This is a genomic window from Bacillus sp. NPDC077027 (genome assembly GCF_050269555.1).
GTDB lineage: Bacteria > Bacillota > Bacilli > Bacillales > Bacillaceae > Bacillus.
Window position 1 is genome coordinate 796,341 of record NZ_JBNNIO010000002.1, and the last position, 12,796, is coordinate 809,136.

Consider the following 12,796-nt stretch of genomic DNA (forward strand, 5'->3'; position numbering starts at 1 on the left):
AGACAAAAAAATGTAAACGTTTTATTTATAGGGGGAGGGGCTTATGTTAACGATTGTTGGGTTGTTGATTATTTTAACGATTGTTGTATTACTTATTTGGGGGAAAGCCAGTCCAATCGTCGCAATGGTGATGGTGCCATTGATAGGGGCTTTAATTGCTGGTTTCAATTTTAATGAATTACAGACGTTTTTTGAAGAAGGGATTATAAAAGTATTGCCAGTGGCGACCATGTTTATCTTCGCCATTTTATTTTTTGGCATTTTACAAGATACAGGGTTCTTTGAACCTGTAATCAAAGCTTTAATCAAGGTGACCAAAGGGAATGTTGTGACAGTTGCTGTCGGTACAGCGGCTATCGGCATTATCGCCCATTTAGACGGGGCAGGAGCTACTACTTTCCTACTTACGGTTCCTGCACTACTTCCGCTTTATAAAAAATTACATATGAGTCCGTACTTGTTGCTTCTATTAATCGGTACAAGCGCAGGCTTAACGAACATGATTCCATGGGGTGGTCCGACTGGACGTGCGGCAAGTGTATTAAATATGAGCCCATCTGAACTATGGGTACCATTAATCCCTCTACAGCTCATTGGGGTTGTTCTCGTACTCGGTATGGCCTTTATTCTTGGGAAAAGAGAGCAAAAACGAATTCAAGTGAAAGTCGCCGCAAGAGAAGTCGCGGCTGTCTCATTAGACGGAGACGATTGGGAACGTGCCGTTAATTCTATTAGCGAAACTGGAGATGCCTCCTTAAAGCGTTATCATCTGATTTGGGTCAATTTAATTTTATTCATCGCTGTTGTTACCATCCTAGTGATGAATTACATACCTGCAAGCTATACTTTCATGATTGGGCTATCTCTTGCACTACTCATCAACTATCCGAATGTAAAATTACAAATGGATCGAATTAAAGTACATGCACCCAGTGCTTTGGTGATGGCTGCTGTTATCTTTTCAGCAGGATCGTTTTTAGGTATTCTCGAAGGAACCGGTATGTTGAAAGCTATTGCTGTAGATAGTATTTATATTTTACCTGCTTTTCTTCTACCATTTTTGCACATCATTGTAGGATTTCTTGGAGTACCGTTAGATATATTAACAAGTACGGATGCTTATTACTATGCTTTACTTCCGATTGTGAAATCTATTACGGCAGAGGTTGGCGTATCTGGCACTTCATCCGCATATGCCATGATGATCGGAAACATCATCGGTACATTTGTCAGCCCGCTTGCACCTGCTGTATGGCTCGCCGTCGGTCTAGCCGGCGTAGACATGGGGAAACACATTCGGTATTCGTTTTTCTGGATGTGGGGCTTCAGTATTCTGTTAGTGACGATTGCCATCATGATGGGGATTATTTAAAACAAACCAAAAAGACATGCATCAACAGGTGCATGTCTTTTTGATTCTAAATGATATTTGCTTAAGATGGATATTCATTGACAGGTGTTTCAGTCTTTGGCTTTTTGAGTAATGCCATCAAGCCTATGATGAAGAGTAACACCATTGGAGCGAAAGCCATCATGAAAGTACCAACGACAAGGGTAACAGCAGCCACTAAGAATAAAATGCCGGATATTGTTGCACGACGATCTGTCTTTAAGAAAAAGATTCCGCCCAATGTTAAAGCCATTGCAATACCAGAAGCTATCATGTATTTATAACCATATGCTATCACTTCTGCATTCAAGGTATCAATCGGAATCATTTCACCTTCTTCTTTTAAAACCTCATTGATTTGATCATAAACGGACGCATCCAATGAAAGCAGGATCACTCCAAAACCTATGCCAATCAAATTAAGAACGATGGAGATAATCCCCATCACTTTTTCGCCTTTACGTTTTATCACAGTAAAACCTCCTAAATAAGTTTAGTTAACTACCAGTTTTCACTTCTCGTTTCTGGAAAATAAACACTGCGATTCCCAAGAAAATAAGCCAGTATACGCTGATTACAATTAATGAGAAACCTAATGACATGCCTTCTGCAAGCGGAACTTCATCCATGAAGTATTGAGCAGGATCGTTTGCGAATAACAAGTATTTTCCCCAATCGAAGAAAAACAGCAATAAGCTAGTCACCGTTCCCCCAACAATATAGGCAAGGACACTGATGGCAATTGAGATCGCTTCACTTCTAAAAACAGTTGAAATCGCAAAAGAAAGTGTACCGAGTACCACGAACTGTGCTGAGCTTGCTAAATAGTAATACAGCATACTCGCAACCTGTGAACGCTCGCTAATCTCACCGTTATGATAAGCCAGATCCACAAATTGACTGTTAAAACCAAAAAAGATTGCACCTAAGATAAATGACATGATAAACAATACAGCGACTAATAATAAAGAATATAGCTGAACTGTTATGTATTTTGACATCAGTATCTTAAATCTTGAAGGCGGACGAATTAATAGTAATTTGATTGTACCATTTTTATATTCACTAGAAACAATCGTTGCCGCAATGATAATGACAAATACACCAACCAGTTGGAGCAGACCTACATTTGACTTTACATACGTCCATGCATCACTTCCGAGTGCATCCTTTGGCGGCAGATCATGCTTTAAACGGTATTCATTTGCAGCAATTTGCTTTTCTAAATTTCGTTTTTGGTACGTAAATTCAGTTTCTTTTAACTCTTTTTTATTTACTTCATTCTGGATTTGTAGTTCCGTTTTCCACTCTTTTGTTGATAAAGATTCATCCGATGGCTTTGTTTTGATTGCAAAAATCAGTGTACCAATCATACCAACAAGCAGAAGGGCGACCATGATCCATGTGCCAATTCTGTAACTAATCTTCATCCATTCGTTTTGAACGAGGCGTATCATACGGTTGCCTCCTTTTTACCTGTTAAACTCAAGAATTTGTCTTCTAGTGTTTGCTTCTCGACTTTCACTTCATAAATATCAACTGATTCATGACTGAGATGTCGAATCAGTTTTGGCATGTTTGCCTCCTGTAAAGCAAACAATAGATACTCTCCTTCTTCCCTCACATGAATTCCATCTTCAAATGCTTCGATCAGTTGCTTTGTTACTTCTAATTGTTCATGACTAACCTTCAGACGATAATTGGTCAACGCATTCACTTTTTCGGTTACACGCTGATCCTCTATTGCAATCAATTTTCCAGATTGGATAATGGCAAAACGATCACACATTAATTCCATTTCTGACATGAGATGACTTGAAACGATCACTGCCAAACCTTCTTCTTTTGCCAGCTCTCTCAAGTAATCTCTAATCATACGTATGCCTTCAGGATCAAGTCCATTCGTCGGTTCATCTAAAATGAGTAACTTCGGCTTATGGATTAATGCTTGTGCAATCCCAAGTCTTTGTTTCATCCCTAGTGAAAACGTGCGTACCCGTTTATTTTTGACATGCTGTAAACTGACAAGCTGTAAGAGTTCATCAATTCGCTCTTCATCCACTTTTCCATTCATTCTCGCAAAGTGAACCAGGTTCTGTCTAGCCGTTAAATGGTTATACATCTCTGGGTTTTCAATAATGGCACCCACATCGCGAATGGCATGCTGATAAGAAGATTGAATGCTATGCCCCTTAATCAGTATATCGCCAGATGTGATAGGAGAAAGACCAACCATCATACGAATGGTTGTCGTTTTCCCTGCTCCATTTGGTCCAAGGAATCCAAACACTTCACCAGCTTGCACAGAAAAACTTAAATCCTGAACAATCTTTTTCCCACGGATAGTCTTGGATACATTGTTTAGCTCTAAAACTTTTCCCACGCTACCCCTCCTTATATAATGTCTGTTCTATATTTAATTGAAAAATGAATACCATGATACGTAAAAAACAGAAGATCACTTCCATATGGTACAGCAATCCCCAGTAGATGTGAAGGGAATTAACGGAAATTAAGAAACCATTTGCATTTTTTAAGGTTATGTTAAGAAATTAGAGCATAGAAAAAGAAGAGTCGTTAAATACCTAGATAGAATCATTTTATGTTAACTGTAAGGTCTGGTAACAAGGAACTTAAAAGTACTCCATCGATATTCTGTTGAAATGATATTAAAAAACTTATGATCAGGTAAATATGAATATTCCACTTCATAAAACCTATGAAATTACTCTTCTCAAAGGGAGCTATGTTTTATTCTATAGCATATTTATTAAGCTTTTGATGTTTCACTATCCAATTTTATTGATATAAAAAAAAGCTTCGACTTTCACTATTTCTACCTCTTGGGGCGTGCTAAGCGTATGATAAAGTAATAGGGGTAAATTACTATTTAAAATACATGAAGAGGAAGCAGGTGCAGTACATTGACAGATGGAGATAAATTAGCCAACTTATTTGCTAGTGGTTCTTTTGACATACAAGATGTCTATCGTTTAGTCATCCAGCCTAATAGTACATTGCGTGAGTTTAAGATGGAAAAGCATGGCTTTCTTTTTACCATTCGCGGGGAAGCTAGAATAAGTGTGAATGGAATGGCCTACGAGTTGCATCCAGGATCAGTATTGCATGTAACGCCAGGCAGTCAGCTTGGCCTGCAAGTTATCGGACAATCAGAGTACGAGTACCATTCGCTTTTCTATAGCTTGGACCTTGATAAGGAATCTGAATGTGATACGCCTTTCAAGTTGGAATCGGGAGCCAATCCGAGAGTAATAGAATTACTGACCATGCTTCATCAGAATGTTCGTACACCAGGCGGGATGGGAAAACTTCGTGTCAAAGAGTTATTCCTACGCATCATGTATCAAGTTCTGATGGGCTGTAATCAGCGAGATAGAGATAGCTCTCCAAGCAAAAGAGTCATTGAGGAAGCCGTTGCTTACATTAGTGGGCAATATATGAATCCGTTGACACTTCAAGATCTAGCAGAACTGTATGATATGAATCCCAAAAGCTTTTCATACTTTTTTCACAAATATACCGGACTTCACCCGATTGACTATGTGATCCAGTATCGTATGGAAAGAGCGCGTGAAATACTTAAGGCAGGCAATATTCCGATCCGTGATGTTGCTGTGACTGTCGGCTATCCCAATCCGTTATATTTTAGCAGAGTATTTAAAAGGAAATTCGGTGTGTCTCCCAGCGCATACATCTCTAAATTGGATCATCATCTGTAGTAGTAGCCTTATTTTTCACCTCAAAACGATGTCTTCTACAACCAAAGCAGCCTAACTCATTAGTGCAACCTTCATGCAGCCATTGAAGTTCGTCAGTTTCTCCAGTATTCAGTCAGCCCAGATTAGATAATAATGCATATTACATTCGTCATTTGTGTATTCGCATTTTATGAGGTCCTTGCTATACTATTAACTGATAATGATTATCATTATTAACTGTTGCAGAGATATATAACAGTTAATGTGCTTGGCAACGGCAGGGAGGTGGTAGACTTGAATGAAAAAAGACAACTTTGTATCGGATTGTCCTTGTCAACGACCTGGATGAAAGGGAAGGGTTGGCAGCATCCCGACAGCAGGGTAGAACACATATACTCGAGCGACTTTTATGTCATGCTGGCGAAGAGAGCAGAGAAGGCCAGACTTGACTTTCTTTTTAAGCCTGATGCGTTGCTTCTCAACACAGAGGCATTGGACCGATCGCCTGGCTTTGGCGGCCTCGATCCAACAGTTCTGCTTGCCGCGATTGCTAGTGAGACGGATCGGATCGGACTTGTTACAACCGCCTCGACTACGTTCAACCCGCCCTATGTGGTGGCTAGACAGCTTCAGTCTTTGCATTGGATCAGCAACGGACGTGCCGGCTGGAATATTGTCACTTCTATCGACGGCGCAGATAATTTCAGCAATTCACCCATGCCGTCCTCAGAAGAACGATATTCGAAAGCGATGGAATTTACGAATGTTGTACGCAAGCTCTGGGCGAGTTATCCGAATGAGGCGCTGATCACCGACCGCGCAACGGGACAATTTGCTGACAGGGAGAAGATTTCCCCCATTAATCATGACGGTGATTTCTTCAATATTAAAGGCCCGCTCAATTTGCCAACCCATAAGTCGGGATCGATCCCCTTGTTTCAGGCCGGTGCTTCGGGATCGGGGCGGAATTTTGCCGCTTCGACCGCGGATGCTATTTTTGCAGCGACCCCTGACATCGCCTCAGGCATCGAATTACGGCAAGATCTGAGGAATCGAGCAAGGGAGCATGGCCGCAAGCGGGAGGCGGTTCGTGTTCTACCCGGTTTGTATTTCTTCTTAGGTAAGACGCGTGACGAGGCGCGTGAGTTACATCGGAAGGCGCATACCCATCTGAGCACTGCACATCGCTATGCAGCGATTCAATCAATTCTGGGTCTCGATATTCGTCATCTGCCCTTGGATCAACCCGTTACTGCCGATTTGCTGCAAGGGATCGATCAGCCGGTACGTAGTCAGACACATGCTGATTTGCTGCGCAGGTTGATTGTACAACATCAGCCTACCGTAAGAGAGCTGTTATCTAGGCCCGAGGTCATCGGATCGGCGCATTGGGTGGTCGTGGGAACGGTTGAGGATGCACAAAGAGAAATTACTACGTGGTTTGAAGCGGGTGCCCTGGACGGATTCATTGCTCTACCGGGCTCGGTACAATCACTGGAATTGTTTTTTGACGAATTAGTACCTATGCTGGCTCAACATGGCTTGTTTAGGAGCGAATATACAGGTTTCACCTTGCGTGAGCATATGGGGATGAAATAACGACTACAATATACGATTTGAGAGGAGTTCTGGAAAGATGAATAGAAAGTTAATGCTCATGAGTTTGATTGCATTATTCATGCTTGTTATGGCTGCATGCGGAGGAGGAAACAAGTCGAATCAATCAAGCACAACCTCTGGAAACAATACGAAAGTTGAGGATACAGGAAATGCTGACACGAGAACAGTAGAGTATCTTGGAGAAAAGTATACCGTCCCACAAAAGGTCGAAAAGATTGTCATTACCGGGGCGATGGAAGCGATGGAAGATGCGGTTGTCCTTGATGTTCATCCAACAGGGGCAATATCTATAGGAGGAAAGTTTCCCGATATTTTTGCTTCGATAACAAGCAATTCGGAATCAATCGGTGAGAAACAGCAACCGAATTTTGAGAAAATATTGAAATTGAAGCCTGACGTTATTTTAGGCTCCACCAAGTTTCAACAAGTGGTGCAGGACAAATTAGAGAAAATTGCTCCGACAATTCTGATATCCCATATTGCTACCGATTGGGAGGCAAATTTGGAGCTAATGGCAGAATTAACGGGGAAGAAGGCAGAATCAGACAAAATTCTAGCGCAATACAAAACAGATATCAAAGCCGTGAAGGCATCGTTAAAAGAGAAGCTTAAAGGTAAAAAAGTAGCCGCAATCCGAATTCGGGGAGCACAAGCCTTCGTATACCCGAAGGATGTCTACTTTAATCCGGTTTTGTATAACGAGTTGGGTCTGGAGGTCCCTAAACAGATTAGCTTGGCAAAAACGCAAGAAGCAATCTCTGTCGAACAGTTGGGGGAAATGAACCCAGATTATTTATTTGTACAATATTCTACGAATGAAAATCAAGAGGCACAAAATGCATTTGATGACCTGAAAAAGAATCCTGTTATCCAAAATATGACAGCATTTAAAGAGAAGCAGGTCTTTGTCAATGTGGTTAATCCACTTCTGGAAGGTGGACCTGCTTACAGCCGAATCAAGTTCTTGGAAAGCTTGCAGCAGCACCTAGATAAGTAATGGATGGAGTCAAAAGAAGCGAGGCGAGTGTACGATGAATGACAAGGAAATATATGATGTAACGATTGTTGGCGGTGGCCCTGCTGGATTGTTTGCCGCCTTTTATAGCGGCTTGCGTGAAATGAAAACGAAACTGATTGAATTCCAGCCCTTCCTTGGCGGGAAGGTCCATGTTTATCCGGAAAAGATGATCTGGGATATAGGAGGCTTGACGCCTGTTCCAGGCTCGCAACTGATCGAACAATTAGTCGCCCAAGCAATGACATTCCAGCCGAAGGTTGTACTTGGAGAAAAGGTCACCTCCATTTCCCATGATGAAGCAGGCAACTATGTTCTACATACAGCCTCCAACCAGACGCATTGCTCCAAGACCGTGATTTTGGCTGTTGGAGGAGGAATCCTCAAACCGATTAAACTGGATATCGAGGGTGCAGAACGATTCGAGGTCAAAAATTTGCATTATACGGTCAAATCTCTTGCACGCTTTAAAGAGAAGATCGTGTTGATCTCAGGTGGCGGTAATTCAGCCATTGACTGGGCGAATGAACTGGAGCCGATTGCCAAGCAGGTGTATTTGACTTATCGGAAGGATGTTCTGAAAGGACATGAAGCCGAAATATCGCGCCTTGGAAACAGCTCTGTCCAATGCCTGCTTAATACATCGATTGAAAAGCTAATCGCAGCAGCCGATCATGAGAGGATCGAGACGGTCGTGCTGAAAAATAATATGGAAGAGACCATATTTGAGCTGGGCGTAGATGAGGTCATTATCAATCATGGCTACGAACGAGACAAAGAATTGCTGGCGAACAGTGCTATTAAGCTGGAACGGAAGGATTACTGGATCTCCGGAACTCCGATGAGTGAAACGTCGATCCAGGGCATTTATGCAGCGGGCGATATTTTGCATCATGAAGGAAAATTGCATTTGATTGCGGGGGCGTTCCAAGATGCCGCGAATGCGGTGAACCAAGCAAAACAATATGTGATGCCTGATGCCAGCGCGCATGGGATGGTTTCTTCGCACAATGACTTGTTTATTAAAAAAAACAGGGAGCTAATGAAGCATTTGTATACGAAATAATTAGCAGTGCGCATTTGAGCAGGGCTCAGACAATTAATAGCAAGTTCCAACCTTTATATCTTCCATATCTCCATGGAAAATATCAGGTGTAATTCCTTTATCATTTAAATAACTGTTGGCTGATCTTGATTTTAAGACTTGATTTGTTCTGATTTTTGTCTTATCAAAGATAAAAGCTTAACGCCAAATAGAAGAGGCTGTTTTTCAGACAGCCTCTTCCTCTTCATCTATATCTTTTTTACAAATTCAGATTTCAGTTTCATTCCGCCAAATCCAGGGATTTTGCAATCAATATTATGATCGCCTTCTATCAGGCGAATTCCTTTTACTTTTGTGCCAATTTTTAAAACTGAAGATGAACCTTTTACCTTTAAGTCCTTAATGATAGAAACAGTGTCTCCATCACTTAGTAGGTTGCCGTTCGCATCCTTAACAACTAATTGATCCTCCGCCGTAGCATTTTCTTCCTCAAGTGACCACTCATGAGCACATTCTGGGCAGATGAGTGAGCTACCATCCTCATATGTATAGGGTGAGCTACACGACGGGCAATTCGGTAAGTTTGACATGTACATTTCCTCCGTTAAATTATTATCGCCTTTATCATAACACATAATAAATGAATAGGATGATGACTGTTAAGACGGGTGTATTGTTCGATGATTAATTTCGGTCACATCTAAAAATTTCTCAATGTTTTCAATTCGATAGGATGTATAGGGATGAGTAGAAGCCAATAAAGTTAAAAAGCCTTTACGGATATCGTTATCCGTTTTTTCTAATTTATAAAAAAATGAAAGTAAACCTTTCCCATAACCTGCTTTTGCTGCGACTTCATCAGCCCTATATTCAAAATCTCTACTACCAAAATTAACAAAGTAAATACCAATACGACAGTATGATTGATGCGTCCAGTTCAAAATGGTGATAAAAGCATTCATCAAGCTAACAGAGATTGAACCTTTTGATTGACCTACCATTCCTTCTAAAAAAGCAAAAATAATACCGAGCCCAATCGCTATAATGTAGATAGGCCATAAAACGATGCTTAAAATAGTGAAACTTGTATTAAATAGAATGAGTTGTAATGTATCTTTATTGGCTAAGTGCGCATATTCATGGGCAATTACAGCTTTGATTTCTTCATTTGATAAATTTCTGACAGCACCTATTGTAAGACCAATAGTCCGAAACCCTAAAGCATAAGCATTAACATATTCTTCATTGATCAAAAACAGATCGGCTTTTTTCAAGTGGAGATATTGACTTCTTACTCTTTGAAACACTTCATCATTTATTTGCTCTAAATATTTTCTTTCTTCTAACGTCGCAGGCCTTCTAAGACCTAAACGAATTCTATTACGCCAATCTCCTACCAAACCATAATTTAAAAGAAAAATGATGCCAAATAACATGAAAATGAGCAATGTTGCCTTCATGATAGGTAATGACATGACCTTACTTAAAATAAGTATTGCAATGATTATTGTTATCATAGACCAGATGATATAAGCATAATTAAATTTGCACTTTCTAACCTCCAAATCTACCATCCTTTCCCTTTTAATTAACATTATCTGGCATATTCATCTGGTTGTAAAGGTGATATAGGAACTTTAAATACTGAACTTCTATTAAAAATATTTCTTATACAAATGTCCTTCAGGAAAACCAGTCATTATACAGATGATTCAAATAACAAAAAAGAAGCTGTCACACCAGCTTCTAATTGCCTAATTCATCATTTTCATCGCAACAGCAACATTCCTCGCTGTGCGTTCCATATTGTCCCTTGCCTGTTCAAACGCTTCTGGTAATGTGGTCACACCTGGTACGATGCTAAAGAGGGCATCAATTCCATGTTCGTGTACAACATGACTGTCAAAAGAGAGTGATCCAGCTAAACCAATCACTGGAATATGATAACGTTTAGCTGCCTTTGCTACGCCAATTGGTGTTTTTCCATAGATGGTTTGTCCGTCAATTCGTCCTTCTCCAGTGATCACTAGGTCTGCATTTTTTACGTTTTGATCAAATTGTACCGCCTTGAGCACGATCTCGACTCCCCTTTTTAGATCTGCATTCAAAAAAGCAAGTAAGCTTGCCCCCAAGCCTCCAGCAGCTCCAGCTCCTTTTGCATCTCTGAACGCGAGATCAAGCTGGTTTTCAGCAATCGATGCAAAATGGGATAAATGTCGATCCAGTACTTGAACCATTTCTGGATCAGCCCCTTTTTGGGGACCAAAAATAGCTGATGCGCCTCGTTCTCCTGTTAATGGATTGTCAACATCACAAGCCACTTCCAGTTCAATCTCTTTCAGTCTTGGGTCGAGTCCTGAGACATCAATTGATACCAATTGGCCAAGAGCCCCGCCTCCTGGATCAAGTTCATTCCCCTCTTTGTCTAAAAAACGAGCACCTAATGCCTGCATCATGCCTACGCCCCCATCATTTGTAGCACTCCCGCCAAGACCAACGATGAGGTGACGTGCTCCTTCATCAAGTGCCATTGCTATCAATTCTCCTGTTCCGCGTGTCGTGGTGAGAAGCGGATTACGCTTTTCTCTTGGAACAAGGTGTAATCCCGAAGCAGCAGCCATCTCAATGACGGCTGTCCGTCCATCTCCAAGCATTCCAAAAAACGCTGGAACTGGTTCACCGAGAGGGCCTGTGACAGAACGATATACGATGGTACCTCCTGTCGCATCGACAAGAGATTGTACGGTTCCTTCCCCTCCATCTGCCATTGGCAGCTTCACATATTCCGCTTCTGGGAATATGGAACGAAAGCCTTCTTCTATCGCAGTTGCCGCCTCCAATGCAGACAGACTTTCTTTAAATGAATCAGGTGCTATGACTATTTTCATCCATTATGTCCCTCGCCTTCTTCTATGTACACTGCCAATGTTTGTGCTAATTCTCCTTCATCTAAAAGCTGTTGATAAAAAGAAAAATAGTACTGGTTCCGTTCCTGTTTGCCAATTCTAGCAAGACATGGCCGACCCTTTCTCGTTCACCAGAACCAATAATGACACCTTCCGCATTCATGACATTGATGTTTCGTTTCAATATATTCATTGTGCCTTCCACAATCTCTTGCGCTAGTTTACCCGTTAAAATTGCACGTTCCATTCTCCTTACAAGTACTCTATCCAAATGTACCATAGTGTAATTGCACAATAAATGATTTGAAAACAAGTCAAACTGACATTGACAAAGAGGTTCATGTTGGTGTTTAATCAAATATATACAGACCGACCGGCAGTCTATAAAGTGGAGAGGAGTGTATCATGAGAACCATAAAAAATCCTGAGGAACGCAGAAACGAAATTTTAAACGCTGCAGAAACGCTGTTTTCCACAAAAGGATACCAACAAACAACAATTATCGATATTTTAAAAGAAGTCGGGATTGCCAAAGGCACCTTTTATTATTATTTTAAATCAAAAGAAGAAGTCATGGACGCGATCATTGATCGCATCATCAAAGCTGATGTAGTAATTGCAAAGCGCATTGCATCTGATCCTGACATTCCTGTCATCAACAAGCTATTTCGGATTTTAATGGAACAATCACCTAAACAAGGTAGCAACAAAGAAAAAATGATTGAACAATTTCATCAGCCATCGAATGCAGAAATGCATCAAAAAAGCCTCATCCAAGCAGTTCAACAGCTAACTCCTGTCCTTGCAGATGTTATTATCCAAGGCGTAAAAGAACAAATTTTTCACACTGATTACCCTCAGGAAACCGTTGAATTCCTTCTCGCATCTGCACAGGTCATCTTTGACGAAGGTCTGTTTCAATGGACACCTGAAGAGAGCATGAGACGTGCACTTGCTTTTGTAAACATCATCGAATCCTCTCTCGATGCTGAAAAGGGTAGCTTTTCATTTATGCTTGAACGATTAACAGGACAAACCGATTCAGATAAGCAGTGATTGGTCACTTTTTTACCGATCCTGCATATATACTTTAGACCGACG

12 protein-coding genes and 1 pseudogene are annotated in these 12,796 nt (G+C 41.0%); 6 read left to right on the forward strand and 7 right to left on the reverse strand.

Features of this window, described 5'->3' with window-relative positions; all coding sequences use genetic code 11:
• Positions 1–43 precede the first annotated feature (43 nt).
• Positions 44–1,372 carry a CitMHS family transporter gene (locus ACQKEZ_RS09590; protein WP_427300205.1) on the forward strand — a complete coding sequence of 443 codons (1,329 nt, stop codon included), beginning with the start codon at positions 44–46 and terminating at the stop codon, positions 1,370–1,372.
• Positions 1,373–1,433: 61 nt separating this feature from the next.
• Here ACQKEZ_RS09590 and ACQKEZ_RS09595 read toward each other — a convergent pair whose 3' ends face one another.
• Genes ACQKEZ_RS09595 through ACQKEZ_RS09605 form a run of 3 tightly spaced genes read right to left on the reverse strand, consistent with a single transcriptional unit; the run spans position 1,434 to position 3,773 of the window.
• A complete protein-coding gene (locus ACQKEZ_RS09595) occupies positions 1,434–1,862 on the reverse strand; it encodes a DUF4064 domain-containing protein (RefSeq protein WP_427300207.1) in 429 nt (142 codons plus the stop codon).
• A gap of 25 nt (positions 1,863–1,887) precedes the next feature.
• Complete coding sequence (locus tag ACQKEZ_RS09600) at positions 1,888–2,847, reverse strand: ABC transporter permease (RefSeq protein ID WP_427300209.1); 960 nt, start codon at positions 2,845–2,847, stop codon at positions 1,888–1,890.
• Positions 2,844–3,773 carry an ABC transporter ATP-binding protein gene (locus tag ACQKEZ_RS09605; RefSeq protein WP_427300211.1) on the reverse strand — a complete coding sequence of 310 codons (930 nt, stop codon included), beginning with the start codon at positions 3,771–3,773 and terminating at the stop codon, positions 2,844–2,846. The genes ACQKEZ_RS09600 and ACQKEZ_RS09605 overlap by 4 nt, the downstream gene beginning before the upstream one ends.
• 709 nt (positions 3,774–4,482) lie before the next feature.
• Here ACQKEZ_RS09605 and ACQKEZ_RS09610 point away from each other — a divergent pair.
• From ACQKEZ_RS09610 to ACQKEZ_RS09625, 4 genes are all read left to right on the forward strand, one after another.
• Positions 4,483–5,130: a helix-turn-helix transcriptional regulator gene (locus ACQKEZ_RS09610; protein ID WP_427300213.1), complete on the forward strand. Its 648-nt coding sequence runs from the start codon at positions 4,483–4,485 to the stop codon at positions 5,128–5,130.
• A 273-nt stretch (positions 5,131–5,403) separates the two neighbouring features.
• Entirely contained in the window at positions 5,404–6,708 is a 1,305-nt protein-coding gene (locus ACQKEZ_RS09615) for an NtaA/DmoA family FMN-dependent monooxygenase (RefSeq protein ID WP_427300215.1), read from the forward strand.
• Positions 6,709–6,745: 37 nt separating this feature from the next.
• Positions 6,746–7,726 (forward strand): ABC transporter substrate-binding protein, encoded by a 981-nt coding sequence (locus tag ACQKEZ_RS09620; protein WP_427300217.1) that lies wholly within the window; start codon positions 6,746–6,748, stop codon positions 7,724–7,726.
• Positions 7,727–7,760: 34 nt separating this feature from the next.
• The gene (locus tag ACQKEZ_RS09625; protein WP_427300219.1) at positions 7,761–8,810 is read left to right on the forward strand and encodes an NAD(P)/FAD-dependent oxidoreductase; all 1,050 of its coding nucleotides are present in this window, start codon (positions 7,761–7,763) and stop codon (positions 8,808–8,810) included.
• 227 nt (positions 8,811–9,037) lie between these two features.
• Here the strand turns inward: ACQKEZ_RS09625 and ACQKEZ_RS09630 are convergent, their stop codons facing one another.
• The 4 genes and pseudogenes from ACQKEZ_RS09630 to ACQKEZ_RS09645 all read right to left on the reverse strand — a co-directional run.
• Positions 9,038–9,379 carry a zinc ribbon domain-containing protein YjdM gene (locus tag ACQKEZ_RS09630; RefSeq protein ID WP_427300221.1) on the reverse strand — a complete coding sequence of 114 codons (342 nt, stop codon included), beginning with the start codon at positions 9,377–9,379 and terminating at the stop codon, positions 9,038–9,040.
• Between the two features lie 69 nt (positions 9,380–9,448).
• A complete protein-coding gene (locus ACQKEZ_RS09635) occupies positions 9,449–10,354 on the reverse strand; it encodes a M48 family metalloprotease (RefSeq protein ID WP_427300223.1) in 906 nt (301 codons plus the stop codon).
• A 189-nt stretch (positions 10,355–10,543) separates the two neighbouring features.
• On the reverse strand, positions 10,544–11,677 hold the full coding sequence (locus tag ACQKEZ_RS09640; RefSeq protein ID WP_427300225.1) for a glycerate kinase: 1,134 nt from the start codon (positions 11,675–11,677) through the stop codon (positions 10,544–10,546).
• A 130-nt stretch (positions 11,678–11,807) separates the two neighbouring features.
• Positions 11,808–11,942 (reverse strand): annotated as a pseudogene (locus tag ACQKEZ_RS09645) (sugar diacid recognition domain-containing protein); the annotation flags it as partial.
• 158 nt (positions 11,943–12,100) lie between these two features.
• Here ACQKEZ_RS09645 and ACQKEZ_RS09650 point away from each other — a divergent pair.
• The gene (locus tag ACQKEZ_RS09650; RefSeq protein ID WP_427300227.1) at positions 12,101–12,751 is read left to right on the forward strand and encodes a TetR/AcrR family transcriptional regulator; all 651 of its coding nucleotides are present in this window, start codon (positions 12,101–12,103) and stop codon (positions 12,749–12,751) included.
• Positions 12,752–12,796 lie beyond the last annotated feature (45 nt).